Genomic DNA, 26,317 nt, shown 5'->3' with positions numbered 1-26,317 from the left:
AGCCCGCTGCAGGCCCGAAAGCTCGGGTCGCTTCCAGCAGTGGTGCCGCTTCCAGCGGCCCCGCCTCCCATCGCTCACGCCTGCCAGCGGTCACGCCTGCCAGCGGCCGGTTCAGCCCAGGCTGCGGCGGGCGCGGGTGTGCTCCGCGCGCGCGGCGAGCTCCGCGGCCGGCGGGTAGTCGACACCGACGAGCACGAGCCCGCGGGCCGGGGCCACAGCGCTGGTGCGCTGCTCGGACTCGAGCAGCTGCGCCGGCCAGTCCGCACCGCGGCGCCCGTCCCCCGCGAACAGCACCGTGCCGACCAGACCGCGCACCATCGAGTGGCAGAACGCGTCCGCGGAGAGCTTCGCCACCAGCAGGTGCTGCTCCACCCGCTCCCAGGTGAACTCGAGCAGTTCGCGCACCGTCGTCGCGCCCTCCCGCGCCTTGCAGTAGGCCGCGAAGTCGTGCAACCCCACCAGACCGGCCGATGCGGCGTTGAGCGCGTCCACGTCCAGGGGGTGCTGCCACGCCAACGTGTCCCGGCGGCGCAGCGGATCCGCGCCCCACGGGGCGTCCGACACGCGGTAGCGGTAGTGGCGCCGCAACGCCGAGAACCGGGCGTCGAACCCGGGAGGTGCGGGTTCGGCGGACAGCACGCGCACATCGGCCGGCAGGATGCGGTTCCACCGGTGCCGCATCCGGTCCAGATCCGGCAGCCCGCGCTCGTCCACCGGCAACCGGGTCTCCTCCTGGGTCAGCGGCACCGCGTCGAGGTGCACCACCTGCTCGGTGGCGTGCACCCCGGAGTCGGTCCGCCCGGCCACCACCACCGACCGCGGCACCTCGCGGCCCGGCGGCTGCTTCGCCAGCGCGTCCTCCAGCAGCCCCTGCACCGTGCGCAGCCCCGGCTGCCGGGCCCAGCCGGCGAAGTCCGTCCCGTCGTAGGCGACGGTCAGGCGCAGACGAACGAGCCCGCCACCCCCGGTCGGGGCAGCGGGCTCGTTCGCACCGTTGTCACGCGCGATGTCAGGACTCATCCTTCTTCTCGCTCGCGGACTCGTCAGTGGACTCGGCGGCCTCCGCGGCCTCCGCAGTCCCCTCGACCTGAGCCTCGGCGGACTCCGCCGTGTCCGGCGCGGCCTCGGCCTGCTGGTCCTTGGCGAACTTGGTGCCGCGGGCGGCCTCCGCCTCGGACGTCGCGGTCTTCTCCTGCACCAGGGCGATGATCGCCATCTGGGCGTTGTCGCCCTTGCGCGGCGCGGTCTTGATGATCCGCGTGTAACCACCGGGGCGGTCGGCGTAGAACGGACCGATCTCCTCGAAGAGCTTGGCCACCACGTCCTTGTCGCGGATGGTCTTCATGACCTGGCGACGGTTGTGCAGGTCGCCCTTCGTGGCCTTGGTGATCAGCCGCTCGGCCAGCGGGCGCAGCCGCTTGGCCTTCGCCTCGGTGGTGGTGATCTTCCCGTGCTCGAACAGCGAGGTGGCCAGGTTGGCCAGGATCAGCCGCTCGTGCGACGGGGACGCGCCGAGACGCGGTCCCTTCGTCGGGGTGGGCATCGCTTGCTCCTCTCACTGCGGCCCGGAAACCGGGCACGCACAGCTACAGCTGCTCAGTCTCCGCGTAGTCCTGGCCGTCGTCGTAGCTCTCGAAACCGGTGTCGTAGCCCGTCTCGTACGACGCCTCGTAGCTCGGCATGTAGTCGGCGGCCTCGGCCCCGACACCACCGACCGGACCCAGCTGCTCGCCCTCGTCGGAGAAGCCCTCCGCCGGGTACTCCGCGGCAGCGGCCGAGGGGTCGAATCCGGGCGGGCTGTCCTTCAGCGACAGGCTCAGACCGGCGAGCTTCATCTTGACCTCGTCGATGGACTTCGCACCGAAGTTGCGGATGTCCAGCAGGTCGGCCTCGCTGCGCGAGACCAGCTCGCCGACGGTGTGAATGCCCTCCCGCTTCAAGCAGTTGTAGGAGCGCACCGTCAGGTCGAGGTCCTCGATCGGCATCGCGTAGGCGGCGATCGTGTCCGCCTCCGCCGGCGAGGGGCCGATCTCGACGCCCTCGGCGTCCACGTTGAGCTCCCGGGCGAGCCCGAACAGCTCGACGAGGGTCCGGCCGGCCGACGCCACCGCGTCCCGCGGGGTGATCGACGGCTTCGTCTCGACGTCGAGGATCAGCTTGTCGAAGTCCGTGCGCTGCTCCACACGGGTGGCCTCGACCTTGTAGCTCACCTTCAGCACCGGCGAGTAGATCGAGTCGACCGGGATCCGGCCGATCTCCGCACCCGCCTGCTTGTTCTGCATCGCGGGGACATAGCCACGACCACGCTCGACTACGAGCTCGATCTCCAGCTTGCCCTTCTGGTTGAGCGTGGCGATGTGCAGATCCGGGTTGTGCACGGTGACACCCGCCGGCGGCACGATGTCCGCCGCGGTGACCTCCCCGGGCCCCTGCTTGCGCAGGTACATCGTCACCGGCTCGTCCTCTTCGGAACTGACCACCAGCTCCTTGATGTTCAGGATGACGTCGGTGACGTCCTCCTTCACGCCCGGGATCGTGGTGAACTCGTGCAGCACACCATCGATGCGCAGGCTGGTGACGGCCGCCCCCGGAATCGACGAGAGCAGGGTGCGGCGCAGCGAGTTGCCGAGGGTGTATCCGAAGCCCGGCTCGAGCGGTTCGATGGAGAACCGCGACCGGGTCTCCGACACTGTCTCTTCGGACAGCGCGGGTCGCTGGGAGATGAGCACTGGTCTTTTCCTTTCCTCACGGCGCCCGCCATTTGACGCCGATGGGATGGCACGCCCGCCGCAGCGGGCCGGTGGTGGCCTCCTTCTCCACCACCGAGGCGCCCGCCGGCGGTCCGCGGACCGCCGGCGCCGCGCGTCACTTCTTCGAGTAGAACTCGACGATGAGCTGCTCGGTGACCGGCGTGTCGATCTGCGCGCGCTCCGGTGCCTGGTGCACCAGGATCCGCAGGTTCGACGGAACGACCTGCAGCCAGGCCGGGGCGGGACGCTCGCCGAGGGTCTCCTTGGCGATGACGAACGGCGTCATGCTCAGCGACTTCGGCCGCACGTCGATGATGTCCCACTTGGTGACCCGGTAGCTGGGGACGTCCACCTTCTGGCCGTTGACCAGGAAGTGGCCGTGGCTGACCAGCTGGCGGGCCATGCGGCGCGTGCGCGCCAGGCCAGCCCGGTAGACCACGTTGTCCAGCCGCGTCTCGAGCAGCTGCAGCAGGTTCTCACCGGTCTTGCCCTGAAGCCGGTGCGCCTCCTTGTAGTAGGCGAGGAGCTGCTTCTCCAGCACGCCGTAGGTGAAACGCGCCTTCTGCTTCTCCTGCAGCTGCTGCAGGTACTCGGTTTCCTTGATCCGACCGCGCCCGTGCTGCCCCGGCGGGTACGGACGACGCTCGAACGACTGATCACCGCCGACGAGGTCGACCTTCAACCGGCGGGACTTGCGGGTCACGGGACCGGTGTAACGAGCCATGGTTCTCTACTCTCCCTTCCCGCGTCAGACCCGGCGACGCTTCGGCGGGCGGCAGCCGTTGTGCGGCTGCGGGGTCACGTCCTGAATGGTGCCGACCTCGAGCCCGGCGCCCTGCAGGGAGCGGATCGCCGTCTCACGCCCGGAACCCGGTCCCTTGACGAAGACGTCGACCTTCTTCATGCCGTGCTCGGCGGCCTTGCGGGCGGCGTTCTCCGCGGCCATCTGCGCGGCGAACGGGGTGGACTTCTTCGAGCCCTTGAACCCGACGTGGCCGGCGGAGGCCCAGCTGATCACCGCACCGGTCGGGTCGGTGATCGACACGATCGTGTTGTTGAACGTGCTCTTGATGTGGGCTTGCCCAGCCGCTACGTTCTTCTTCTCCTTGCGCCGCACCTTCTTGACGGTGCCGGCGCGCCCCTTGGGTGGCATAAGTGTCGTGATCTCCTAGCGAGGCTTACTTCTTCCCGGCCTTCTTCTTGCCGGCGACCGTCTTCTTCGGCCCCTTCCGGGTGCGGGCGTTGGTCTTGGTCCGCTGCCCGCGCAGCGGCAGGTGACGACGGTGCCGCTGCCCCTGGTAGCTGCCGATCTCGATCTTCCGGCGGATGTCGGCCTGGACCTCGCGGCGGAGGTCACCCTCGACCCGGTAGTTGTTCTCGATGTGCTCGCGCAACTTGGCGAGCTGCTCGTCGTCGAGATCCCGCGCGCGGACGTCGAGCGCGATGCCCGTCGCGTTCAGGATCTCGCGGGACCGGGTGCGACCGATCCCGAAGATGTACGTAAGAGCGATCTCCGCACGCTTGTCCATGGGGAGATCGACTCCGACGACCCGTGCTGCCATCGGGGTCCCCTTCATCTCGGCCAGGTCTGCTCCTCCGCCGCCTCCGCATCCGCGGAGCCCCGGCCTGGCCCGGGGGTCAGCCGGCCCGACTCGTGGGCCGGCAGGCCGGAGGAGGCCTTCTCTCGCTGTCGCTGCGAGCGAAGCTGCGTCAGCCCTGCTTCTGCTTGTGGCGCGGGTTGGTGCAGATCACCAGCACGTTGCCGTGCCGCTTGATGATCTGGCAGCTGTCGCAGACCTTCTTCACACTGGGTTTGACCTTCACGGCCGCTGCTCTCCTGCTCGGACACGTGCCCGGTGCTCCCGGACACCGTGGAGGTCACTACTTGTAGCGGTAGACAATGCGCCCACGGGAAAGGTCGTACGGGGAAAGCTCCACGACGACCCGGTCCTCGGGCAGGATGCGGATGTAGTGCTGTCGCATCTTGCCACTGATGTGTGCGAGGACCTGGTGGCCGTTCTCCAACTCGATGCGGAACATCGCGTTGGGGAGCGGTTCGATGACCCGACCCTCGACCTCAATGGCCCCGTCTTTCTTGCCCATGTCCTCCGCGTTTCGTGACGGTGACGGTTGATCGGACGGTCGTCCGCGTCGCGGGGTCGGGGCCGACCTCACGACAGCGCCCTGCGCAGCACCGGTGCGAACGCGGTCGCAACCCGAACGCAAGTCCCGACCGGACCCCGCACGCCGTTCCCAGTCCGCGCCCCGCTGCCGCCGAAACGCCCCTGCGACCGCGGTTGCCCGATGACCCCAGCGCCCCGCCGCGCGGAACCACTACGATCATGGAGCCGGTGACCGCCGCGGCCCGCGCGGGGCGAGCCGCTCACGGCCCGGTGCCGCATCCGGGCAGCCCGAGCGGGCGTGACCGGAACAACACCGGATCAACTGAGATTCTGGCGTACGCAGGCGTCGGACATGCATTCCCGACACTACGAGTGCGCCGATGCTCCATCGTACGCCTCGGAGCTCCGGCCCCCGCCATCGGGGCTGCTCATCTCGCGTACCGCCACACAGTGTACAGGCCGGGAATCGCACGCATCACCAGCGCGGCGCGCAGGTTGCACCCGGCCACTCCCCCTCACTAAGTTCGATCACGTTCGATGCAGGACTCGCCGCGCGGTCCGCGACACCGGTTCCGACGCCCGCGGCCCGCACCGCTGGCCCGGCGCCTCGGGGTCCCGCGCATCGGGTCCGCAACGCCCCGCATCCGGGCACCCCCGCCGAAGGCCCGCTCCTGCCGGGCACGGCGTCGTGACCTGCGGAGGGCGGCCCCCGCCCGAGCCCGGTTCGCGGGCGGTCGCCACCGCCCGCTGGGCGCGGCCGTGCCCGCACCGCCGCGCCCGCCAGGACCGCCCCACCGTCGGTCCGCACGGCACACACCGAGGAGAAAAGTGACAGCCAGCCCGCAGCGCTCCCGCCCGCTCGCCCTCCCGCGCCGAGCCGCAGCCGCGCGTCCCGGCAGCACCGGGCTCGGGAACAAGGTCAGCGAGTACCGCACCTTCCTGGACAACGCGGTGCGGAAACCCCGCATGATGGGTGCCGCCACGCCGACCTCGTCCGCCGTCGCCGCCACGGTCGCGCAGGTGGTGCCGACCACCGGGGAACCCGTGGTCGTCGAACTCGGCCCGGGAACCGGCTCGCTCAGCGAGGGCATCCACCGGCGCCTGCCCGGTGGCGCCCGCCACATCGGCATCGAGCTCGGCGCGGAGCTCGCCGACCACCTCCGCACGCACAAGCCCTGGATGGAGGTCGTGCACGGCGACGCCCGCGAGCTCGGCTCGCTGCTGGCCGGACTCGGCGTCGAGCGGGCCGACGCGGTGATCAGCAGCATCCCGTGGTCCCTGCTCGACGAGGAGCAGCAGCAGCGCATCCTCGACCAGGCCGCCGGGGTCCTCGGCGGCGCCGGCGCGTTCACCGCCGTCACCTACCTGCCGGTGGCGCGGAGCTCCAGCGGCCGGCGCTTCCGCCAGCGGATCGACCGCACGTTCGACGAGGTCCTCACGCACACCACGTGGCGCAACCTCCCGCCGATCCTGCACTACCTGTGCCGCCGCCCCCTGCGCTGAGCCGGGCCGGCGAGCCGGCCTTGCGCTGAGCCGGGCCTGCGCTCCGCACTGGGCCGGGCCCGGCGAGTCAGCCCTGCGTCGAGCCGGGGCGGCGCCACCCGGCCGCGCGAGCGCTCCGGGCGCACCGCCGGACCGCGGAGGTCCCGGAACGCGCAACTCCCGGGGCTCGGAAGTCCCAGGACTCGGGGCACCGGACCTCCGGGCGTCCGAGCCTCCGCGGAAGCGGCCCGGAGAGGTCGGCCCCGGAGAGACCGCGGGGCGACTGCGGAATTGCCCCGCGAGGACCGCGGCGGGACGCTCCTGGTGGGGCAGCCCGTTCCCGACCGGCAGGGAGGCCCGGTGAACACCGCATCGCACAACCCCGCGGAGACGGCACGCGAGTACTGGACGTTCGCCCGCCGGGCGCTGCGCGCACCGGCCACCGTGGGCGCGGTGCTGCCCACCAGCGGCCGGGTCGGCGCGGCCGTGGCCGGTGTGGTCCCCAGCTCCGCCGTCGCCGCCCCCGACGACGGACGCGCCCCGGTCGTCGTCGAAGTCGGCCCCGGAACCGGAGCGCTCAGCGAGCGCATCGCGCAGCGCGTCAGCCCGGCCACCCGACAACTCGCCATCGAAGTCGACCCCGAGCTCGTCGCCTACCTGCGCCGGCACAAGCCCTGGCTCGACGTCATCCACGGGGACCTCGCCGATCTGCCCGAGCACCTCGCCGAGCGCGGCATCGGAACCGTCGACGCGCTCGTCACGAGCATCCCCTGGACGCTGCTCGACGCGGACCGCCAGCGCCGCCTGCTCGATGTCTGCGCACGCGTGCTCGAACCCTCGGCGCCGTTCACCACCGTCACTTACGTCACCACGCTGTGGCGCCGCTCCACCCGCGACTTCCTCGCGCTGCTCGGCGCGACCTTCGACGAGGTGCTGCCGCGGAGCGTGGTGATGCGGAACGTCCCGCCGGCGAAGATCTACGTCTGCCGCCGCCCCAAGGTCCGACCGCGCTGATGCCGCGAGGCGGGAATCAGCCGCAGCTCACCAGTCCTCCCCGACCCCGCCGAACTGGACTCGTTCCAGAGAGCGCAATTTTCATGAAAATTGTGAATCATCCCCACCCGACCGGGGGACGAACGATCACCACACCATCGGGCGTGCATCAAGCGGTCACCGCCGGGTGCGGCCTCGCTGCCAGGAGGAGCTCAGTCGGCCGGCCGGATCACTCCTCAGGAGCCGGCCGGATCACTCCTCGGGAGCGGTGAGCACCCAGGGCCCGTTCTCGGTCACGGCGACGGTGTGCTCCCAGTGCGCCGCGCGGGAACCGTCGAGCGTGACCACCGTCCACTCGTCGTCGAGCTCCTCGCTCTCCGCCGTCCCCCCGGTGAGCATCGGCTCCACCGCGATGGCCATGCCGACGCGCAACTTCGGACCCCGCCCCGGCTTGCCCAGGTTCGGCAGGAACGGCTCCATGTGCATCTGCGTACCGATGCCGTGCCCGCCGTACTCGGCGATGATGCCGTAGTCGAGGCCGTCGACCGCCGCGGCGTCCCGCGCCGCCGTCTCCACCGCGTGCGAGATGTCGGTCAGCCGGTTGCCGGGGCGGATCTTCTCGATGCCCGCCCACATGGCCTTGCGCGTCGCGGCGGAGAGCGCCCTGTCGCCCTCGGCGACCTCGCCCACCTCGATCGTCACGGCCGAGTCGCCGTGCCACCCGTCGAGGATCGCACCGCAGTCCACCGAGAGCAGATCACCGTCGGCGAGGACGTCCCCGCCCGACGGGATGCCGTGCACGATCTTCTCGTTGATCGACGTGCAGATCGACCCGGGGAACCCGTGGTAGCCCTTGAACGAGGGGACCGCGCCGGCGTCGCGGATGAGCTGCTCGGCGACCTCGTCCAGCTCCGCCGTGCTCGCACCCGGCTGCGCCTGCCGCGTCACCTCGGCCAGCGTGCGGGACACGATCAGGCCCGCCGCGCGCATCGCCTCGATCTCGCCGGCGGACTTCAACTCGATGCCCCGACCACGTCGCAACACGTCGCGCTCCCCTCCCGTTCGTACCCGCCGGGCGCCGCCGAACCCCGGGCGCCGGCGGAACGGCCGGACCGGCGGAGTCCCCCGGTCCGGCCCGCTGCCTCAGCTGCGCGCGCGCACCGCCTGCAGCGCGCGCTCGGAGATCTCCTCGATCGTCCCGACCGCGTCGATCGTGACGACCTTGTCGCCGTAGTAGTCCAGCAGCGGCTCGGTCTCCTCCCGGTAGACCGCGAGCCTGCGCCGGATCACGTCCTCGTTGTCGTCCTCCCGGCCGCGCTCCAGCATGCGCCGCACCAACTCGTCCTCGCCGACCTCGAACTGGAGCACCGCGCTGAGCTCGACGCCGTTCTCGGCCAGGATCTCACCGAGCACGTCCGCCTGCGGCGTGGTACGCGGGTACCCGTCCAGGAGGAAGCCCTCGCGCGCGTCCGGCTCCGCCAGGCGCACGCGCACCATCTCGTTGGTCACTTCATCCGGCACGAGCTCACCGGCATCCAGGTAGGACTTCGCCTTCACCCCGAGCGGGGTCTGGTTCCCGATGTTGGAGCGGAACAGGTCGCCCGTGGAGATGTGCGGAACCGACAACCGCTCGCTGAGCACCTCGGCCTGCGTGCCCTTACCCGCCCCCGGGGGGCCGAAGAGAACCAATCGCACCAAGGGTTTGCCTCCGAATCCAATCGCTGACGCGCGCATCGCGGCGCGCGCCCGCTGCCCTCACCACGCCGGCGCCGCCGGCGTCGCGCCGACTTTACGTGGCGCGCACCGGACCGAGGTATACAGGTGCGCACCCGACATCTCATAGTCCGATCCCATTGACTGGACCGGCTCGATGCCTCCCGTCCGGGCTCAGCGCAGGAAACCCTCGTACTTGCGCTGCGTCAACTGGCTCTCGATCTGCTTGACCGTGTCCAAGCCGACGTTGACCATGATCAGCACGGCCGTGCCGCCGAACGGGAAGTTCTGCGCGCTCTGCGCTCCTCCGCCGCCATCGCCGGTGATGCCGAGGAAGAAGTTCGGCAGGATCGCGATGATGCCGAGGTAGAGGGCGCCCGGCAGCGTGATTCGGGAGAGCACGAAGCTCAGGTACTCGGCCGTCGGCCGCCCGGGGCGGATCCCCGGGATGAACCCGCCGAACTTCTTCATGTCCTCGGCACGTTCCTCCGGGTTGAACGTGATGGACACGTAGAAGTAGGCGAAGAACACGATCAACGCCATGTACAGCAGGATGTGCACCCAGCTGGACGGGTCGACGATGTAGGTCTGGATGAACGTCGCCCACCAGGTCTCCTGCCCGCCGGCGAGCTGCCCGAGCAGCTGCGGGAGGTACAGCAGCGAGGACCCGAAGATGACCGGGATGACACCCGCCTGGTTGACCTTCAGCGGCAGGTAGGTCGACGTGCCGCCGTACATCCGGCGGCCGATCATGCGCTTGGCATACTGCACCGGGATGCGGCGCTGCGCCTGCTCGATGAACACGACCGTCGCGATGATCGCCACGGCGAAGCAGAGCACCACGGCGAAGACCAGCCCGCCGTGCGAGTTCAGGATGCGGCCGCCCTGGCTCGGGATCTGCGCGGCGATCGAGGTGAAGATGAGCAGCGACATGCCGTTGCCGATGCCGCGCTCGGTGATGAGCTCGCCCATCCACATCAGCAGGATGGCGCCCGCGGTCATCACGACCACGATCGTCACGAGGTTGAGCACCGAGTTGTCCGGGACGAGCGGGACGGTGCAGCCGGGGAACAGCTGCCCGCGCACCGCCAGCGCCACGATGCCGGTGGCCTGCAGCATCGACAGCGCCACCGTGAGGTAGCGCGTGTACTGGGTCAGCTTCGCCTGCCCGGACTGGCCTTCCTTCTTCAGCTGCTCGAAGCGCGGAATCACCACCTGCAGCAGCTGCACGATGATGCTGGCGGTGATGTAGGGCATGATGCCCAGCGACAACACCGACAACTGCAGCAGGGCGCCGCCGCTGAAGAGGTTGAGCAGCGAGTAGACGCTCTGGTTGTCGCCGCCTTGGACCTGTTCGATGCACTGCTGGACGTTGGGGTACGACACCCCGGGCGACGGGATCAGCGCGCCGAGCCGATACAGCACGAGCATGCCCAGCGTGAACAGGATCTTGCGGCGCAGGTCCGGCGTCGTCAGAGCCGAGCGGAAGGCGCCGAGCACGCGAACCTCCTCCTACACCGGTCGCAACCGGCTGGGACGGTGGCCGGCTTGGCGTCAGCCGGCGCGATGGTTGGGACGCCCGCTTCACCGGGCACAGGTGCACAGTACCGCCCCGCCACGTCCGCACCGACACGACCGCTGCGCGGGAAGACCGGCACGACCGCTGCGCGGGAACCGGTGCACCGCGAGGCCGACACGCGGGCGGCCGCACGCGGCCCGTACCGGTAGAGCCGCACTGGTACGGCCGCACTGGTACGGGCGTCCGGACACGACACTGCGTTCGGCACTCTAGCAGCCGGGAAATTGACCACCGTCAGCGACCAGCACGGCACCTTGCGCAAGCCCCGGACGCGCTGCCCGGACGCGCTGCCGCGGGCCGCGCACCCGTGGCCGCCCCGACTCGAACGGCGGGAAGCACCGCAGCGCACGAGGACGTCCCGGAGCACGGGACGGCCGCACGCGAACGGGCCGGCCGTCGGTGCTGACGGCCGGCCCGCAGGTCGAGTGCCACGCCTACGCGGCGTGGTCACCGGCAGATCACTTGTTGGGCTTGCGCGTGATCTTCACCTTGTTCGCCGAACCACCGGCGTTGGTGATCTTCTCCTGGGCGCTGCCGGTGAAGGCGTGCGCGGAGACGTCCAGCTTGACGCCGTCGACGTCGCCGTCACCGAGCACCTTCACGAGCTCGTTCTTCTTCACCAGGCCCGCGTCGACCAGGTCGGCCAGGCCGACCTGACCGCCCTGCGGGAAGACCTCGGCGATCCGGCCGACGTTCACGCCCTTGTACTCGATGCGCGACGGGTTGCGGAAGCCGCGCAGCTTCGGCAGGCGCATCTGGATGGGCATCTGCCCACCCTCGAACATCGGCGGCACCGTCTTCCGGGCCGTGGTGCCCTTCGTACCGCGGCCGGCGGTCTTGCCCTTCGAGCCCTCGCCGCGGCCGACGCGCAGCGGCTTGCGCTTCGCGCCCGGCGCCGGCTTCAGGTCGTGGATCTTGATGACCATGTCAGTCGACCTCCTCAACCGCCACCAACTGGTGGACGGCCTTGATCTGGCCGCGGGTTTCCGGGGTGTCCGGGCGCACGACCGACTGGCGGATCTTGCGCAGGCCGAGGGTACGCATGGTGTCCCGCTGGGCCTGGCGCGTTCCGACGAGGCCGCGCACCTGGGTGATCTTCAGCTGTGCCATCGCGATCACGCTCCCTGACCGGCACGCGCACGCAGCATGGATGCCGGGGCGACGTCCTCGAGCGGCAGACCGCGCCGCGCCGCCACCGCCTCCGGACGCTGCAGATGCTTGAGCGCGTGCACCGTCGCCTTGACGATGTTGATCGGGTTACCGCTGCCCAGCGACTTGCTCAGCACGTCGTGCACGCCCGCGCACTCCAGCACCGCGCGGACCGGCCCGCCGGCGATGACACCGGTACCGGGGCTGGCCGGGCGGAGCAGGACCTTGCCGGCCGCGTCCTCGCCCTGGACCGGGTGCGTGATCGTGCCCTCCAGGCGCGGGACGCGGAAGAAGTTCTTCTTCGCCTCCTCGACGCCCTTGGCGATCGCCGAGGGGACCTCCTTGGCCTTGCCGTGACCGACACCGACCATGCCGTCGCCGTCGCCGACCACGACCAGCGCCGTGAACGCGAACCGCCGGCCGCCGCTGACGACCTTCGCGACGCGGTTGATGGTCACGACACGCTCGAACTGCGGGGTCTTCTCTTGGGCCGCCCCGCCACGGCCACCGTCGCGGCGGTCCCGACGGTCCTTGCCGCCGGACTCCCCGCCCTCACGCCGAGTGCGTCCAGGCATCAGGCGTCCCTTCCGTTCTCTGTCTTACGCACTTGTCAGAACTCCAGACCACCGTCTCGCGCGGCGTCGGCCAACGCTGCGACACGGCCGTGGTAGGCGTGACCACCGCGGTCGAACACGACCTGCTCGACGCCGGCGTGCTTCGCCCGAGCCGCGACGAGCTCGCCGACCTTGGTGGCCATCGCCGTCTTGTCCCCCTCGAAGGAGCGCAGGTCGTGCTCCAGCGAGGTGGCCGAGGCCAGGGTGTGCCCCCGCTGGTCGTCGATCACCTGGGCGTTGATGTTCCGCAGGGACCTGCTCACGACCAGCCGCGGCCGCCCGGCGGTACCGCTGACCTTCTTGCGGATGCGCACGTGCCGCTTCTGACGGGCAAGTTGACGCTGCTTCGCGATGCTCTTGCCCACCGGCCTGCGCTTCGTCGTGGTGTTCTCGCTCATCGTCACTTACCCGTCTTTCCGACCTTGCGGCGGATGTTCTCGCCCGCGTAGCGAACACCCTTGCCCTTGTACGGGTCCGGGCGACGCAACTTGCGGATCCGCGCGGCGACCTCGCCGACCAGCTGCTTGTCGATGCCCTTGACGGACAACTTGCCCGGGCCCTCAGTCGAGAACTCGATGCCCTGCGGCGGCTCGATCACGATGGGGTGGCTGTAGCCGAGCGCGAACTCGAGGTTCGAGCCCTTCTGCTGGACGCGGTAACCGACGCCCTGGATCTCCAGGTCCTTCTGGAAACCCTGGCTGACGCCCACGACCATGTTGTTGACCAAGGTCCGAGCCAGCCCGTGCATCGAGCGGCTGCGGCGCTCGTCGTCCGGGCGGTTGACCAGAAGCGCGCCGTCCTCGTCGCGTTCGACGTTGATCGGCTCGGGGACCACCTGCTCCAGCGTGCCCTTGGGGCCATTGACCGTGACCTGCTGGCCATCGATGGTGACCTCGACACCGGAGGGGACGGTGATCGGCAGCTTTCCGATGCGCGACATGTCCGTTCCTCCTCCCTCACCAGACGTAGGCGAGGACTTCCCCGCCCACTCGCTTGCGCATGGCCTGCCGGTCGGTCATCAGGCCCTGGGACGTCGAGATCACGGCGATCCCGAGACCCCCCAGCACCTTCGGCAGGTTCGTGGACTTCGCGTACACCCGCAGACCCGGCTTGGACACCCGGCGCAGGCCCGCGATGCTCCGCTCGCGGTTCGGGCCGAACTTGAGCTCGCAGACGAGCTGCTTGCTCTTCGGACCGTCCTCGACGCGGGAGCCGGCCAGGTAGCCCTCCCGCTGCAGAACGTCGGCGACGTTCGCCTTGATCTTCGAGTGCGGCATCACGACCTCGTCGTGGAATGCCGAGTTGGCATTGCGCAGACGCGTCAGCATGTCTGCGATCGGATCGGTCATCGTCATGGTGACCTGTACAACCTTTCTCGTCTGGTTCCGACGGGCCCCAACGCGCGGCCGCCGGCCGGCGGCGGGCCGGTCCGGCGCCCTGAGGTCTGGACCCTGGCCTGGACGAAACAGTGGATGTTCGCCTACCGGAGGGCAGGCCCTTCTGGCACGCCGTGTGCGACACGACTCCCGCGACGCGGAGCGCGAGCGAACGCGCTGGTCACGCCCGCCGAGGGTACCGGCGTTGCGCCGGCCCCCGGCAGGAGGGACTCACCAGGACGACTTGCTCACGCCGGGCAGCTCGCCCGCGTGCGCCATCTCGCGGAAGCAGATCCGGCACAGGCCGAACTTCTGGAACACCGCGCGCGAACGTCCACACCGGCCACAACGGGTGTACGCACGAACGGCGAACTTCGGCTTGCGCTTGGCCTTCTCGATCAGCGCCTTCTTCGCCATCGGCTCAGCTCTCCTTGAACGGGAAGCCCAGCCGCCGCAGCAGCGACCGACCTTCCTCATCTGTGTTGGCCGTCGTGACGACGGTGATGTCCATGCCCCGCGGACGGTCGATCTCGTCCGGGTCGATCTCGTGGAACATCGACTGGTCGCTCACGCCGAAGGTGTAGTTGCCGTGCCCGTCGAACTGGTTGGGCGACAACCCGCGGAAGTCGCGGATGCGCGGCAGCGAGATGTTGTTCAACCGGTCGAGGAACTCCCACATCCGGTCGCCGCGCAGCGTGGTGCGCGCACCGATCGGCATGCCCTCGCGGAGCTTGAACTGGGCCACGGACTTGCGCGCCCGGCGCACCTCCGGCTTCTGGCCGGTGATGGCGGAGAGGTCGCGGACCGCGCCCTCGATGATCTTGCTGTCCCGAGCGGCGTCCCCGACGCCCATGTTCACCACGACCTTGACCAGGCCGGGGACCTTCATCGGGTTGTCGTAGCCGAATTCCTCGGTCAGGCCCTGCCGGATCTCATCGCGGTAGCGGGTTTTCAGCCGCGGGACGATCTTCTCTGCTGTCGTCATGATCAGATGTCCTTACCGTTGCGACGCGAGATCCGAACCTTCTTGCCGTTCTCATCGAACCGGTAGCCGACCCGGGCCGGCTTGCCGTCGGAGTCCAGCACCTGCACGTTGCTGGCGTGGATCGGCGCCTCCTGCGTGACGATGCCGCCGGACTCCGCACCCCGCTCGTTCCGGGAGACCCGGGTGTGCTTCTTGATCCGGTTCACACCCTCGACGAGGACGCGCTCGTCCTGCGGGAAGGCCTGGATGACCTTGCCCTTGGCGCCCTTGTCCTTGCCGGAGATGATGACGACCTCGTCGCCCTTCTTGATCTTCATCACAGCACCTCCGGAGCGAGCGAGATGATCTTCATGAACTTCTTGTCACGCAGCTCCCGCGCCACGGGGCCGAAGATGCGGGTACCCCGCGGCTCGCCGCCCGGCTTCACCAGCACGGCGGCGTTCTCGTCGAACCGGATGTAGGAACCGTCCGGACGACGCTTCTCCTTCTTCTGCCGGACGATGACGGCCTTGACGACATCGCCCCGTTTCACGTTTGCGGCGGGGATCGCTTCCTTCACCGTGCCGACCACGATGTCCCCGATTCCCGCGTACCGCCGACCGGAACCACCGAGCACTCGGATGGTGAGGATCTCCCGAGCCCCGGTGTTGTCGGCGACACGCAGTCGCGATTCCTGTTGGATCACGTCCGACTCCTGACCCTAAGTGCCCGGGGAGTGCCCGAGCACACTCTGGCGCGCCAAATTTCCGACCTGACACGCGCGGTCATGCCAACACGCACTCCGGCCGACCGCAGGTGACCGTCCGGCGGCCGGCCGACCGCGTGCCCCTCATGCTTGGGCGCCTGTCACTACTTGGCCTTCTCCACGATCTCGACGATCCGCCAGTGCTTCGTCGCCGACAGCGGCCGGGTCTCCATCAGCAGCACCCGGTCACCCACGCCCGCGGAGTTCTCCTCGTCATGCGCCTTGACCTTCTTGTTCATGCGCATGATCTTGCCGTAGAGGGCGTGCTGCTTGCGGTCCTCGAGCGTGACGACGACCGTCTTGTTCATCTTGTCCGAGACGACGTAGCCTTCCCGGACCTTCCGCTGATTGCGGGTTGCGCCCTGCGTCGTTTCACTCATGCAGCGCCCTCCTCAGCGCTCTCGGGCGAGTCGACCAAGCCCAGCTCGCGCTCGCGCATGATCGTGTAGATCCGGGCGATGTCCTTGCGGACCGTGCGCAGCCGACGGTTGTTCTGCAGCTGTCCAGTGGCCATCTGGAAGCGGAGGTTGAACAGCTCCTCCTTGGCTTCCCTCAGCCGCTGCACGAGCTCCTCGTCGTTCAGTTCACGCAGCTCCGCCGCGGTGACACCAGCAGCCATCAGAAGTCACCACCCTCGCGGGACACGATCTTGCACTTCATCGGGAGCTTGTGGGCCGCGCGCCGAAGCGCCTCGAGAGCGGTCTTCTCGTTCGGGAAGGTCAACTCGAACATGACCCGGCCCGGTTTCACGTTCGCGATCCAGTACTCGGGGGAGCCCTTGCCGGCACCCATCCGGGTCTCCGCCGGCTTCTTCGTCAGCGGGCGGTCCGGGAAGATGTTGATCCAGACCTTGCCGCCACGCTTGACGTGCCGGTTGATCGCGATACGGGCGGATTCGATCTGGCGGTTGGTCACGTAACCGTGCTCCAGCGCCTGAATCCCGTACTCGCCGAAGTTGATCCGGGTGCCGCCCTTGGCGAAGCCCTTCCGCTTCGGCGCGTGGCTCTTCCGCCACTTCACCTTGCGTGGGACGAGCACGTGTCAGCCCTCCGTCTTCTCATCGGCCTTCGGCTCAGCGACCTCCGGAGCGCTGGCAGTGGCCGCATCCCCTGCGGTTCGCGCCTGCTGCGGGCTCTGCGCCGAGCCCTTGGAACGGTCGCCGCGCCGACGGCCACCGCGCTCCGAACGGCCGCCGCGCTCGCCGCGCTCGCCGCGCTCACCGCGTTCGCCGCTGCGCGGCGGACGAACCTCGGACTCCTGCTGCTTCTGCTTCAGCCCACCGAGCAGCTCGCCCTTGTAGACCCAGACCTTCACGCCGATGCGGCCGAAGGTCGTGCGGGCCTCGAAGAAGCCGTAGTCGATGTCGGCGCGCAGCGTGTGCAGCGGCACGCGGCCCTCGCGGTAGACCTCCGAGCGGGACATCTCCGCACCGCCCAGACGGCCGGCGCACTGCACGCGGATGCCCTTGACCTGCGGCGAACGCATGGCCGACTGGATGGCCTTGCGCATCGCGCGCCGGAAGGACACGCGGTTGGACAGCTGCTCGGCGATGCCCTGGGCCACCAGCTGCGCGTCCGCCTCGGGGTTCTTCACCTCGAGGATGTTCAGTTGAACCTGCTTGCCGGTCAGCTTCTCCAGCTGGCCGCGGATCCGGTCCGCTTCCGCACCCCGGCGGCCGATGACGATGCCCGGCCGCGCGGTGTGGATGTCCACCCGGACCCGCTCGCGGGTGCGCTCGATCTCGACCTTGGAGATCCCGGCGCGCTCCATGCCGCGAGAGAGCTGACGGCGGATCTTGACGTCCTCCGCCACGTAATCCGAGTACTGCTTTTCGGCGTACCAGCGGGACTTGAAGTCCGTGGTGATGCCGAGTCGGAAGCCGTGCGGGTTGATCTTCTGACCCACTACCGGGCCCTCCCCTTCTGGCTCTTGCGGGACTTGCCGGCCTTCGCCGCCTTCGACCGCGACTCGACCTCGATCGTGATGTGCGAGGTGCGCTTGCGGATGCGGAATGCGCGCCCCTGCGCCCGCGGCCGGAACCGCTTCAGAGTCGGGCCCTCATCCACATACGCCCGGTGCACCCACAGGGTGTCGGGGTCGAGGGACTGGTTGTTCTCCGCGTTGGCGACCGCGCTGGCGAGCGCCTTCGACACCGGACCGCTGGCGGTCTGCGGCGCGAACTGGAGCACGACCTGGGCATCGCTGGCGCTCCGGCCCTTGATGAGCTCGACCACGCGGCGCGCCTTGCGCGGCGACACGCGGACGTAGCGGGCCCGCGCCACCGCGCGCGGGTTCGCCGCGGCGGTGTCCTCAGTACGGGCTGTCATCCTGCTACCCCTTGCTGTTCCTCGTTCGTGTCACAGACCCGCTCAGCGGCGGCGCGACTTCCGGTCTTCTTTGACGTGACCCTTGAAAGTCCGGGTCGGAGCGAACTCGCCGAGCTTGTGCCCGACCATGGCCTCGGTCACGAACACCGGGACGTGCTTGCGCCCGTCGTGCACCGCGATGGTGTGACCGATCATGTCCGGGATGACCGTCGACCGGCGGGACCAGGTCTTGATCACCGTCTTCTTGCCGGACTCGTTCAGCGCGTCCACCTTCTTGAGCAGGTGGTCGTCCACGAACGGGCCCTTCTTCAGGCTACGTGGCATGCGTTGTTACCTCCCTGCTCAGCGCTTCTTCTTGCCGGTCCGACGACGCCGGACGATCAGCTTGTCGCTGGGCTTCTTCCGACGGGTGCGGCCTTCCGGCTTGCCGTTCGGGTTGACCGGGTGGCGACCACCCGAGGTGCGACCCTCACCACCGCCGTGCGGGTGGTCGATCGGGTTCATGACGACACCGCGGACCGTGGGTCGACGACCCTTCCAGCGCATCCGGCCGGCCTTGCCCCAATTGATGTTGGAGTGCTCGGAGTTGCCGACCTCGCCGATGGTGGCGCGGCAGCGCGCGTCCACGTTGCGGATCTCGCCGGAGGGCATCCGCAGCTGCGCGAAGCGGCCCTCCTTGGCCACCAGCTGCACCCGGGTGCCCGCGGCCCGCGCGATCTTGGCGCCGCCGCCCGGGGCGAGCTCGATCGCGTGGATCACGGTGCCCAGCGGGATGTTCCGCAGCGGGAGGTTGTTCCCGGACTTGATGTCGGCCTTGGCCCCGTTCTCGAGCCAGTCGCCCTGGCGGACGCCGTTCGGCGCGATGATGTAGCGCTTCTCGCCGTCCTTGTAGTTGAGCAGGGCGATCCGAGCGCTGCGGTTCGGGTCGTACTCGATGTGCGCGACCTTGGCCGGCACACCGTCCTTGTCATGACGGCGGAAGTCGATGATGCGGTACATCCGCTTGTGCCCGCCGCCCTGGTGGCGTGTGGTGATCTTGCCCTTGTTGTTCCGGCCCGCCTTCTTGTTCAGCGGACGGACCAACGACTTCTCCGGCTTCGACCGCGTGAGCTCGGCGAAGTCGGACACGCTGGAGCCGCGACGGCCCGCCGTCGTCGGCTTGTGCTTGCGAACGCCCATTCCTAATGCAACCTCGTCCTCGTCAACGCGGTCAGCTAGCCGTACCGCCGAAGATCTCGATCGGCTTGCTGTCCGGGGACAACGTGACGATCGCCCGCTTGGTGTCCTTGCGCTTGCCCCACCCGGTGCGGGTGCGCTTGCGCTTCCCCTCGCGGTTGATCGTGTTTACCTTGGAAACCCGAACGTCGAAGATCTTCTCGACGGCGATCTTGATCTCGGTCTTGTTCGACCGCGGGTCCACCAAGAACGTGTACTGGTTCTCCTCCATCAAGCCGTAGCTCTTCTCGGAGATCACCGGCTTGATGATCACGTCACGCGGGTCGGCACTCACTGCTCAGCCTCCTCTGTGGAAGACGCGGCGGTCGTGGCCGGACGACCCTGCTGCGACGCGCGGCTGACGAACCGCTCGAACGCGGACTTGGTGAACACCACGTCGTCGTTGTTCAGCACGTCGTAGGTGTTGACCTGGCTCGCGTCGAGCAGGTGCACGCCCTGCAGGTTCCGCAGGCTCAGCCAGGAGTTCTCCTCGTCCTGGCGGTCCAACACGACCAGCACCTTGCGGGCATCGGTCCAGTTGCGCAGCGCCGCCTTGCCCTGCTTCGTGGACGGCTTCTCCGGACCGACCACGTGCGTGACCACGTGCAGCTGGTCGGCGCGCACCCGGTCGGACAGCGCGCCGAACAGCGCCTTGGCCTTCATCTTCTTCGGCGTGCGCTGGTCGTAGTCGCGCGGCTGCGGGCCGTGCACGACGCCGCCGCCCTTGAACTGCGGGGCGCGGGTCGAGCCCTGCCGGGCGTTGCCGGTCCCCTTCTGCCGGTACGGCTTCTTGCCGCCGCCGGCGCGCATGCCGCGAGTCTTGGTCGCGTGGGTACCCTGCCGGCCGGCGGCCAGCTGCGCCACGACGACCTGGTGCATCAGCGGAATGCTCGCCTGCACGTCGAAGATCGCGGCGGGCAGTTCGACCGTGCCGTCGGTCTTGCCGTCCGGGGTACGGACGTCGAGCGTCGCGCCCATCACGCACCACCCTTCGCAGGACTCTTCACCAGCACCAGGCCGCCCTTGGGACCCGGGATGGCGCCCTTGATCAGCAGCAGACCGGAGTCCTGCTCGACCTGGTGCACCTTCAGGTTCTGCGTGGTGACCCGGTTCGAGCCCATCCGGCCCGCCATCTTCATGCCCTTGAACACGCGGCCGGGGTACGCGCAGCCGCCGATCGAACCGGGCTTGCGGTGCACGGCCTGCGTACCGTGGCTCATCGGCTGCCGGTGGAACCCGTGCCGCTTGATGGTGCCCGCGAAGCCCTTGCCCTTGCTGGTGCCGACCACGTCGACGACCGCGCCGCTGTCGAAGAGCTCGGCGGTGATCTCCTGGCCGACTTCGTAGTCGCCCGCATCGGCCGTGCGCAGCTCGATCAGGTGCCGGCGCGGGGTGACACCGGCCTTGGCGAAGTGACCGGCGCGGGGCTTGTTCACCTTGCGCGGCTTCACCCCGCCGAACGCCAGCTGCACGGCCGAGTAGCCGTCCTTGTCAGGGGTGCGAATCTGAGTGACCACGTTCGGCCCGGCCTCCACGACGGTCACCGGCACCACCCGGTTGTTCTCGTCGAAGACCTGGGTCATGCCGAGCTTGGTGCCCAGAATCCCCTTGATCTGCTTCTCAGACATGGGTCTCGTTCTCTCCAGCTACCTCTGGTCGCCGTGCCTTACTGGATGTTCACGTCGACGCTGGCTGGCAGGTCGATGCGCATGAGCGCGTCCACCGTCTTCGGCGTCGGTTCGAGGATGTCGATCATTCGCTTGTGCGTACGCATCTCGAAGTGCTCCCGCGAGTCCTTGTACTTGTGCGGGGAGCGGATGACGCAGTAGACGTTCTTCTCCGTGGGCAGCGGCACCGGCCCAACGACCCGAGCGCCGGTGCGCGTCACGGTCTCGACGATCTTGCGCGCGGACGCGTCGATCGCCTCGTGGTCGTAGGCCTTGAGCCGGATGCGGATCTTCTGTCCCGCCATAGTGGCTTGCCGTTCCTTCTGGTCTCGTGCCGCGGTTTCGTTGTGGGACCGGGTGCGCCGGCCGCGGCGGTGCGCCCACCGCGCGGTCACCTGGCCGTGGCGGCCGGGTGTCGCCCCCGATGCCCGCCAGACCCCGATCTCCGGGAAGCCCGACCGTCGTCCGGCTCCGGCGCGTCCGTGCCCGCCCGGGCGGTACCGGGCCACCGCTGCGCGGTGCGGCACAGGACGCGGCCGGCGAGCCGGATCCCGGATCGCACAGCCCTCGGTTCACCCTGTTCAGCTTGTTGGTGCCCGGAACACGCGGTCGGGCGTGTCGGCCCACTGCCGCGCACCGGTCCCCCGCGAACGTCGCCGCAGAGGATGGGAAAACCCGTACACCTGCTTGCCAGTCCGGTCCGGATCGCCGCACCGCCGCCGCGGACCGAGGAGGTCCGGTGGGTGGGCCCGGCCCGAGACAGGGCCGCGAGGCCCTCGCAACGGAGCGACCGCGAGCACCGGCGTGCGGTGCTCGCAACCGCCCCACACGAGCAACCCGAACAGCATGACATACCGGAGTACGCCGCTGCTCATCGGGGTGGTTTGTTGGCGTGGAACGCCCGCAAACCGCAGAAGGCCTGCCCTCCGCGCGGAAGGGCAGGCCCCCGTCAACTCACTTGGTGATCTTCGTGACGCGACCGGCGCCGACGGTGCGGCCGCCCTCGCGGATCGCGAAGCGCAGCCCCTCCTCCATCGCGATGGGCTGGATGAGCTGCACCGACATCTCGGTGTTGTCACCGGGCATGACCATCTCGGTGCCCTCGGGCAAGGTCACGACACCGGTCACGTCCGTGGTGCGGAAGTAGAACTGCGGCCGGTAGTTGTTGAAGAACGGCGTGTGGCGGCCACCCTCGTCCTTGGACAGGACGTACACCTGCGCCTCGAACTCGGTGTGCGGAGTGGTGCTGCCGGGCTTCACGACGACCATGCCGCGCTCGACGTCCTCGCGCTTCACACCGCGGACCAGCAGACCGACGTTGTCGCCGGCCTCGCCCTGGTCGAGCAGCTTGCGGAACATCTCGACGCCGGTGACGGTGGTCTTGATCGGCTTGTCCTTGATGCCGACCATCTCGACCTCTTCGTTCACCTTGATCATGCCGCGCTCGACACGGCCGGTGACCACGGTGCCGCGACCGGTGATCGAGAAGATGTCCTCGACCGGCATCAGGAAGGACTGGTCGGTCGCGCGGACCGGGTCCGGGATCTTCTCGTCGCAGGCGTTGAGCAGGTCCATGATCCGGTCGCCCCACTGCTCGTCGCCCTCCAGGGCCTTGAGCGCGGAGACCTTCACGACCGGGATGTCGTCGCCCGGGAACTCCTGCTCGGAGAGCAGCTCCCGAACCTCCATCTCGACGAGCTCGCTGATCTCGTCGTCCTCGACCATGTCGGCCTTGTTCAGCGCCACCACGATGTAGGGGACGCCGACCTGCCGGGCCAGCAGCACGTGCTCGCGGGTCTGCGGCATCGGGCCGTCGGTCGCGGCGACCACCAGGATCGCACCGTCCATCTGGGCGGCACCGGTGATCATGTTCTTCACGTAGTCGGCGTGACCGGGGGCGTCGACGTGCGCGTAGTGGCGCGCCTCGGTCTGGTACTCGACGTGCGCGATCTGGATCGTGATGCCGCGCTCTTTTTCCTCCGGCGCCTTGTCGATGTCATCGAAGGGCGTGAAGGGGTTGAGCTCCGGGTGCTTGTCGTGCAGCACCTTGGTGATGGCTGCCGTCAGGGTGGTCTTGCCGTGGTCAACGTGACCGATGGTCCCGATGTTGACGTGCGGCTTGTCCCTCTCGAACTTCGCCTTCGCCACTGGAATGTCCTCCTGGACTTGTTACCTTTCCGCCATACGACCTTGGTGCGCCAGGCGGAGTCCTGTCGGGTGGTGGGAGGCGGACCACCGGAACCACCGCCCGGCGGCACCACCGCCGGGTGCGGGACCGGTGCTCCGCCGCACCGGTTTCTACGGGGGAGTCACTCCCCGGTCGCCTTCGCGATGATCTCCTTCGCCACGTTCGCGGGAACCTCGGCATAGGAGTCGAAGTGCATCGTGTAGTTGGCGCGCCCCTGCGTCTTGGACCGGAGCTCGCCGACGTACCCGAACATCTCGGACAACGGAGCGAGGCCCTTCACGACCCGCGTGCCGTTGCGCTCCTCCATGGCCTGGACCTGACCACGGCGGGAGTTCAGGTCGCCGATGACGTCGCCCATGTACTCCTCGGGCGTGGTCACCTCGACCGCCATCATGGGTTCCAGCAGGCAGGGGCTGGCCTTGGCGGTGGCCTCCTTCATCGCCATGGAACCCGCGACCTTGAAGGCCATCTCCGAGGAGTCGACCTCGTGGTACTGGCCGTCGACCAAGGTCACCTTCACGCCGACCAGCGGGTAGCCCGCGAGCACCCCGTACTGCATGGCGTCCTGCGCGCCCTCGTCCACCGACGGGATGAATTCCTTCGGAACCCGCCCGCCGACGACCTTGTTCTCGAACTCGTAGGTCGCGCTGTCGTTGGTCTGCTCGATCGGTTCGAGGTTGATGATCACGCGCGCGAACTGACCCGAGCCACCGGTCTGCTTCTTGTGCGTGTACTCGAACTTCTCCACCGGCTTGCGGATGGTCTCGCGGTAGGAGACCTGCGGCTTGCCGATGTTGGCCTCGACCTTGAAGTCCGTCTTCATCCGGTTGACGAGGACCTCCAGGTGGAGCTCGCCCATGCCGCCGATGATGGTCTGGCCGGTCTCCTCGTCCCGGTGCACCCGGAACGTGGGGTCCTCCTCGGCCAGCTTCTGGATGGCGGTGGACAGCTTCTCCTGGTCCGCCTTGCTCTTCGGCTCGATGGCCACGTCGATGACCGAGGCGGGGAAGCTCATCGACTCCAGCACGATCGGGCTGTTCGAGTCGGAGAGCGTGTCACCGGTGCCGGTCTCCTTGAGGCCGACCACGGCGTAGATGTGCCCGGCCTGCGCCTCATCGACCGGGTTCTCCTTGTTGGAGTGCATCTGGAACAGCTTGCCGATGCGCTCCTTGCGCCCGCGGGTCGCGTTGATGATCTGCTGACCCTGCTGGATCGTCCCGGAGTACACGCGGACGTAGGTGAGCTTGCCGTAGAACGGGTGCACCGCGACCTTGAACGCCAGCGCGGAGAAGGGCGCCTTCGTGTCCGGCTTGCGCTCGTCGGCGGTCTCCCCGTCGGTCAGCGTGCCCTGCACCGGCGGCAGGTCCAGCGGCGACGGCAGGAAGTCGACCACCGCGTCCAGCATCGGCTGCACGCCCTTGTTCTTGAAGGCGGAGCCGCACAGCACCGGGAACGCCTCGCGGTCGATGGTGAGCTTGCGGATGCCGGCCTTGATCTGGTCGACGGTGAGCTCCTCGCCGCCGAAGTAGGCCTCCATGAGCTCCTCGGAGCTCTCGGCCACCGACTCGACGAGCTCCTCCCGAGCGCGCTCCGCCTTCTCGCGCAGCTCCTCCGGGATGTCCTCGACGGCGTACTTGGCGCCCTTCTCAACATCACCGCGCCAGGTCAGCGCCTGCATGTTGACCACGTCGACGACGCCCTCGAAGTCGGACTCCCGACCGATCGGCAGCTGCAGCACCAGCGGCTTGGCGTTCAGGCGCTCGCGGATGGTGCCGACGCTGTAGTCGAAGTCCGCGCCCAGCTTGTCCATCTTGTTGATGAAGCAGATGCGCGGGACGTCGTACTTGTCCGCCTGGCGCCAGACCTGCTCGGACTGCGGTTCGACGCCTTCCTTGCCGTCGAAGACCGCGACGGCGCCGTCCAGCACGCGCAGCGAGCGCTCCACCTCGGCGGTGAAATCGACGTGCCCGGGGGTGTCGATGATGTTGATCTGGTAGTTGTTCCAGAAGGTGGTGGTAGCAGCCGAGGTGATGGTGATCCCCCGCTTCTGCTCCTCCTGCATCCAGTCCATCGTAGACGCACCGTCGTGCGTCTCCCCGAGCTTGTAGTTGATCCCCGTGTAGAAGAGGATCCGCTCGGTCGCAGTGGTCTTGCCCGCGTCGATGTGGGCCATGATGCCGATGTTGCGGACCTTGGTGAGGTCCGTAAGCACGTCGCGTGCCACGAGATCTTCCCCGTTCCTACAGCAGGTGCAAGCTGTCGAAGCGGTGCGCCGAGCGGGCAGTGGGCCGACCCGACGTCACCAGCGGTAGTGCGCGAAAGCCTTGTTGGACTCCGCCATCTTGTGCGTGTCTTCGCGCTTCTTCACGCTCGCGCCGAGACCGTTGCTCGCGTCCAGCAGCTCGTTGGTCAGGCGTTCGACCATGGACTTCTCGCGCCGCTGCCGGGAGTAGATGACGATCCAGCGCAGGGCCAGCGTCGTGGAGCGACCCTGGCGCACCTCCACCGGGACCTGGTACGTCGCGCCACCGACGCGGCGGCTGCGGACCTCCAGGGTGGGTTTGACGTTGTCCAGCGCGCGCTTGAGCGTGACCACCGGGTCGGTGCCGGTCTTCTCCCGGCAGCCTTCCAACGCACCGTAGACGATCCGCTCGGCCAAGGACCGCTTCCCGTCCACCAGCACCTTGTTCACGAGCTGGGTGACCAGCGGGGAACCATAGACCGGATCAGCGTACAACGACCGCTTCGGGGCCGGACCCTTACGGGGCATCAGCTCTTCTCCTTCTTCGCGCCGTACTGGCTGCGAGACTGCTTGCGGTTCTTCACACCCTGCGTGTCAGCGGCACCGCGGACGATCTTGTAACGGACGCCGGGGAGGTCCTTCACACGACCACCGCGAACGAGCACGATCGAGTGCTCCTGCAGGTTGTGGCCTTCGCCCGGGATGTACGCCGTCACCTCGACGCCACTGGTCAGCCTGACACGGGCGACCTTACGCAGTGCCGAGTTCGGCTTCTTCGGGGTGGTGGTGTACACGCGGGTGCACACACCGCGCCGCTGCGGGCTCCCCTTGAGCCCGGCAGTCGTCAGCTTCGCGGGCTTGTCCTGGCGGCCCTTTCGGACCAGCTGCTGGATGGTGGGCATGGACCGGCTTTCTGTCAGCGTTCGCGTCTTCTTCGGGTGCTCGACCAAGCCGCGCTCGTTCGAGCCTCGGGGTGCCCCGGCGTCGAACACCCGTCGATCGCCGGCCGGGCACCGTCCTGGTTCCGGAAACCCTCCGACCCCCGAAGTCGGGCGTGTTGCCCACTCCTCGGTGTGGACACTGCAGCCACCCTGGGATGCCCAGCGCGGATGCCCAGTGCCTGCGGGAGGAGTTCCGCACTGTCCGTATGACGCATGCGTGGGCCACCC

General features: G+C 68.8%; 38 protein-coding genes. 2 read left to right on the top strand and 36 right to left on the bottom strand.

All coding sequences use genetic code 11. The annotated features are described in order from the left end of the window. Positions 1 to 111: 111 nt before the first annotated feature. The 8 genes from truA to infA all read right to left on the bottom strand — a co-directional run bounded on the left by truA (position 112) and on the right by infA (position 4,853). The gene (truA, locus tag ACYVJE_RS10370) at positions 112 to 1,020 is read right to left on the bottom strand and encodes a tRNA pseudouridine(38-40) synthase TruA (protein ID WP_459157354.1); all 909 of its coding nucleotides are present in this window, start codon (positions 1,018 to 1,020) and stop codon (positions 112 to 114) included. Continuing rightward, positions 1,010 to 1,543, bottom strand: coding sequence for a 50S ribosomal protein L17 (rplQ, locus tag ACYVJE_RS10365; RefSeq protein WP_461144284.1), 534 nt, complete (start codon positions 1,541 to 1,543; stop codon positions 1,010 to 1,012). Before rplQ ends, truA begins: the two co-directional genes overlap by 11 nt. 43 nt (positions 1,544 to 1,586) lie before the next feature. Beyond that, positions 1,587 to 2,729: a DNA-directed RNA polymerase subunit alpha gene (locus ACYVJE_RS10360; protein WP_459157356.1), complete on the bottom strand. Its 1,143-nt coding sequence runs from the start codon at positions 2,727 to 2,729 to the stop codon at positions 1,587 to 1,589. A 136-nt stretch (positions 2,730 to 2,865) separates the two neighbouring features. Beyond that, positions 2,866 to 3,474, bottom strand: coding sequence for a 30S ribosomal protein S4 (gene rpsD / locus ACYVJE_RS10355; RefSeq protein ID WP_459157357.1), 609 nt, complete (start codon positions 3,472 to 3,474; stop codon positions 2,866 to 2,868). Between the two features lie 24 nt (positions 3,475 to 3,498). Next, positions 3,499 to 3,903 carry a 30S ribosomal protein S11 gene (gene rpsK, locus ACYVJE_RS10350; RefSeq protein WP_459157358.1) on the bottom strand — a complete coding sequence of 135 codons (405 nt, stop codon included), beginning with the start codon at positions 3,901 to 3,903 and terminating at the stop codon, positions 3,499 to 3,501. Positions 3,904 to 3,928: 25 nt separating this feature from the next. Next, positions 3,929 to 4,312 carry a 30S ribosomal protein S13 gene (gene rpsM, locus ACYVJE_RS10345; RefSeq protein WP_459157359.1) on the bottom strand — a complete coding sequence of 128 codons (384 nt, stop codon included), beginning with the start codon at positions 4,310 to 4,312 and terminating at the stop codon, positions 3,929 to 3,931. A gap of 148 nt (positions 4,313 to 4,460) precedes the next feature. Next, a complete protein-coding gene (gene rpmJ, locus ACYVJE_RS10340; protein WP_459157360.1) occupies positions 4,461 to 4,574 on the bottom strand; it encodes a 50S ribosomal protein L36 in 114 nt (37 codons plus the stop codon). Positions 4,575 to 4,631: 57 nt separating this feature from the next. Further along, positions 4,632 to 4,853: a translation initiation factor IF-1 gene (infA, locus tag ACYVJE_RS10335; RefSeq protein WP_114451020.1), complete on the bottom strand. Its 222-nt coding sequence runs from the start codon at positions 4,851 to 4,853 to the stop codon at positions 4,632 to 4,634. Positions 4,854 to 5,701: 848 nt separating this feature from the next. Here infA and ACYVJE_RS10330 point away from each other — a divergent pair. Both ACYVJE_RS10330 and ACYVJE_RS10325 read left to right on the top strand, forming a co-directional pair. Further along, the gene (locus tag ACYVJE_RS10330; RefSeq protein ID WP_461144283.1) at positions 5,702 to 6,376 is read left to right on the top strand and encodes a class I SAM-dependent methyltransferase; all 675 of its coding nucleotides are present in this window, start codon (positions 5,702 to 5,704) and stop codon (positions 6,374 to 6,376) included. A gap of 339 nt (positions 6,377 to 6,715) precedes the next feature. Beyond that, positions 6,716 to 7,369, top strand: coding sequence for a class I SAM-dependent methyltransferase (locus ACYVJE_RS10325; RefSeq protein ID WP_461144282.1), 654 nt, complete (start codon positions 6,716 to 6,718; stop codon positions 7,367 to 7,369). Positions 7,370 to 7,600: 231 nt separating this feature from the next. Here ACYVJE_RS10325 and map read toward each other — a convergent pair whose 3' ends face one another. The 28 genes from map to rpsL form a co-directional block, all read right to left on the bottom strand. Next, complete coding sequence (gene map / locus ACYVJE_RS10320) at positions 7,601 to 8,392, bottom strand: type I methionyl aminopeptidase (protein WP_459157363.1); 792 nt, start codon at positions 8,390 to 8,392, stop codon at positions 7,601 to 7,603. A 99-nt stretch (positions 8,393 to 8,491) separates the two neighbouring features. Beyond that, positions 8,492 to 9,046 carry an adenylate kinase gene (locus ACYVJE_RS10315; protein ID WP_461144281.1) on the bottom strand — a complete coding sequence of 185 codons (555 nt, stop codon included), beginning with the start codon at positions 9,044 to 9,046 and terminating at the stop codon, positions 8,492 to 8,494. 189 nt (positions 9,047 to 9,235) lie between these two features. Beyond that, positions 9,236 to 10,561: a preprotein translocase subunit SecY gene (gene secY, locus ACYVJE_RS10310; protein ID WP_459157365.1), complete on the bottom strand. Its 1,326-nt coding sequence runs from the start codon at positions 10,559 to 10,561 to the stop codon at positions 9,236 to 9,238. A 537-nt stretch (positions 10,562 to 11,098) separates the two neighbouring features. After that, on the bottom strand, positions 11,099 to 11,566 hold the full coding sequence (gene rplO, locus ACYVJE_RS10305) for a 50S ribosomal protein L15 (protein WP_459157366.1): 468 nt from the start codon (positions 11,564 to 11,566) through the stop codon (positions 11,099 to 11,101). A gap of 1 nt (position 11,567) precedes the next feature. After that, entirely contained in the window at positions 11,568 to 11,750 is a 183-nt protein-coding gene (rpmD, locus tag ACYVJE_RS10300; RefSeq protein WP_459157367.1) for a 50S ribosomal protein L30, read from the bottom strand. Positions 11,751 to 11,755: 5 nt separating this feature from the next. Then, a complete protein-coding gene (gene rpsE / locus ACYVJE_RS10295) occupies positions 11,756 to 12,364 on the bottom strand; it encodes a 30S ribosomal protein S5 (RefSeq protein WP_459157368.1) in 609 nt (202 codons plus the stop codon). A 35-nt stretch (positions 12,365 to 12,399) separates the two neighbouring features. Continuing rightward, a complete protein-coding gene (gene rplR, locus ACYVJE_RS10290) occupies positions 12,400 to 12,801 on the bottom strand; it encodes a 50S ribosomal protein L18 (RefSeq protein ID WP_459157369.1) in 402 nt (133 codons plus the stop codon). Positions 12,802 to 12,803: 2 nt separating this feature from the next. Next, positions 12,804 to 13,343, bottom strand: coding sequence for a 50S ribosomal protein L6 (gene rplF / locus ACYVJE_RS10285; RefSeq protein ID WP_461144280.1), 540 nt, complete (start codon positions 13,341 to 13,343; stop codon positions 12,804 to 12,806). Between the two features lie 16 nt (positions 13,344 to 13,359). Then, on the bottom strand, positions 13,360 to 13,758 hold the full coding sequence (gene rpsH, locus ACYVJE_RS10280; RefSeq protein WP_459157371.1) for a 30S ribosomal protein S8: 399 nt from the start codon (positions 13,756 to 13,758) through the stop codon (positions 13,360 to 13,362). Between the two features lie 252 nt (positions 13,759 to 14,010). Then, the gene (locus ACYVJE_RS10275; protein WP_459157372.1) at positions 14,011 to 14,196 is read right to left on the bottom strand and encodes a type Z 30S ribosomal protein S14; all 186 of its coding nucleotides are present in this window, start codon (positions 14,194 to 14,196) and stop codon (positions 14,011 to 14,013) included. 4 nt (positions 14,197 to 14,200) lie between these two features. Next, positions 14,201 to 14,764 carry a 50S ribosomal protein L5 gene (rplE, locus tag ACYVJE_RS10270; protein WP_459157373.1) on the bottom strand — a complete coding sequence of 188 codons (564 nt, stop codon included), beginning with the start codon at positions 14,762 to 14,764 and terminating at the stop codon, positions 14,201 to 14,203. A gap of 2 nt (positions 14,765 to 14,766) precedes the next feature. Continuing rightward, positions 14,767 to 15,081, bottom strand: a complete 315-nt coding sequence (gene rplX / locus ACYVJE_RS10265; protein ID WP_459157374.1) for a 50S ribosomal protein L24 — start codon at positions 15,079 to 15,081, stop codon at positions 14,767 to 14,769. After that, the gene (gene rplN, locus ACYVJE_RS10260; RefSeq protein ID WP_459157375.1) at positions 15,081 to 15,449 is read right to left on the bottom strand and encodes a 50S ribosomal protein L14; all 369 of its coding nucleotides are present in this window, start codon (positions 15,447 to 15,449) and stop codon (positions 15,081 to 15,083) included. The genes rplX and rplN overlap by 1 nt, the downstream gene beginning before the upstream one ends. 164 nt (positions 15,450 to 15,613) lie before the next feature. Continuing rightward, on the bottom strand, positions 15,614 to 15,889 hold the full coding sequence (gene rpsQ / locus ACYVJE_RS10255) for a 30S ribosomal protein S17 (protein ID WP_459157376.1): 276 nt from the start codon (positions 15,887 to 15,889) through the stop codon (positions 15,614 to 15,616). Continuing rightward, entirely contained in the window at positions 15,886 to 16,128 is a 243-nt protein-coding gene (gene rpmC, locus ACYVJE_RS10250; RefSeq protein ID WP_459157377.1) for a 50S ribosomal protein L29, read from the bottom strand. The genes rpsQ and rpmC overlap by 4 nt, the downstream gene beginning before the upstream one ends. Then, entirely contained in the window at positions 16,128 to 16,547 is a 420-nt protein-coding gene (rplP, locus tag ACYVJE_RS10245) for a 50S ribosomal protein L16 (protein WP_459157378.1), read from the bottom strand. Before rplP ends, rpmC begins: the two co-directional genes overlap by 1 nt. Before the next feature lie 3 nt (positions 16,548 to 16,550). Beyond that, a complete protein-coding gene (gene rpsC / locus ACYVJE_RS10240; RefSeq protein ID WP_459157379.1) occupies positions 16,551 to 17,414 on the bottom strand; it encodes a 30S ribosomal protein S3 in 864 nt (287 codons plus the stop codon). Beyond that, on the bottom strand, positions 17,414 to 17,836 hold the full coding sequence (rplV, locus tag ACYVJE_RS10235) for a 50S ribosomal protein L22 (RefSeq protein ID WP_459157380.1): 423 nt from the start codon (positions 17,834 to 17,836) through the stop codon (positions 17,414 to 17,416). The genes rpsC and rplV overlap by 1 nt, the downstream gene beginning before the upstream one ends. Positions 17,837 to 17,878: 42 nt before the next feature. Then, positions 17,879 to 18,160, bottom strand: a complete 282-nt coding sequence (gene rpsS / locus ACYVJE_RS10230) for a 30S ribosomal protein S19 (RefSeq protein ID WP_459157381.1) — start codon at positions 18,158 to 18,160, stop codon at positions 17,879 to 17,881. A gap of 18 nt (positions 18,161 to 18,178) precedes the next feature. After that, complete coding sequence (gene rplB / locus ACYVJE_RS10225) at positions 18,179 to 19,015, bottom strand: 50S ribosomal protein L2 (RefSeq protein WP_459157382.1); 837 nt, start codon at positions 19,013 to 19,015, stop codon at positions 18,179 to 18,181. Between the two features lie 31 nt (positions 19,016 to 19,046). Next, positions 19,047 to 19,346 carry a 50S ribosomal protein L23 gene (gene rplW / locus ACYVJE_RS10220; protein WP_459157383.1) on the bottom strand — a complete coding sequence of 100 codons (300 nt, stop codon included), beginning with the start codon at positions 19,344 to 19,346 and terminating at the stop codon, positions 19,047 to 19,049. After that, entirely contained in the window at positions 19,343 to 20,029 is a 687-nt protein-coding gene (rplD, locus tag ACYVJE_RS10215; RefSeq protein ID WP_459157384.1) for a 50S ribosomal protein L4, read from the bottom strand. The genes rplW and rplD overlap by 4 nt, the downstream gene beginning before the upstream one ends. Next, positions 20,029 to 20,679 (bottom strand): 50S ribosomal protein L3, encoded by a 651-nt coding sequence (gene rplC / locus ACYVJE_RS10210; RefSeq protein ID WP_459157385.1) that lies wholly within the window; start codon positions 20,677 to 20,679, stop codon positions 20,029 to 20,031. The genes rplD and rplC overlap by 1 nt, the downstream gene beginning before the upstream one ends. Before the next feature lie 38 nt (positions 20,680 to 20,717). After that, positions 20,718 to 21,023: a 30S ribosomal protein S10 gene (gene rpsJ, locus ACYVJE_RS10205; protein WP_459157386.1), complete on the bottom strand. Its 306-nt coding sequence runs from the start codon at positions 21,021 to 21,023 to the stop codon at positions 20,718 to 20,720. Positions 21,024 to 21,672: 649 nt separating this feature from the next. Continuing rightward, a complete protein-coding gene (tuf, locus tag ACYVJE_RS10200; protein ID WP_459157387.1) occupies positions 21,673 to 22,866 on the bottom strand; it encodes an elongation factor Tu in 1,194 nt (397 codons plus the stop codon). Positions 22,867 to 23,027: 161 nt separating this feature from the next. Further along, positions 23,028 to 25,130 (bottom strand): elongation factor G, encoded by a 2,103-nt coding sequence (gene fusA / locus ACYVJE_RS10195; protein WP_461144279.1) that lies wholly within the window; start codon positions 25,128 to 25,130, stop codon positions 23,028 to 23,030. A gap of 75 nt (positions 25,131 to 25,205) precedes the next feature. After that, on the bottom strand, positions 25,206 to 25,676 hold the full coding sequence (gene rpsG / locus ACYVJE_RS10190) for a 30S ribosomal protein S7 (protein ID WP_459157389.1): 471 nt from the start codon (positions 25,674 to 25,676) through the stop codon (positions 25,206 to 25,208). Then, entirely contained in the window at positions 25,676 to 26,050 is a 375-nt protein-coding gene (rpsL, locus tag ACYVJE_RS10185) for a 30S ribosomal protein S12 (RefSeq protein ID WP_459160084.1), read from the bottom strand. The genes rpsG and rpsL overlap by 1 nt, the downstream gene beginning before the upstream one ends. Positions 26,051 to 26,317 lie beyond the last annotated feature (267 nt).

This window comes from Salinifilum aidingensis, assembly GCF_054782015.1.
This window is presented reverse-complemented; position numbering and strand designations above follow the sequence as displayed.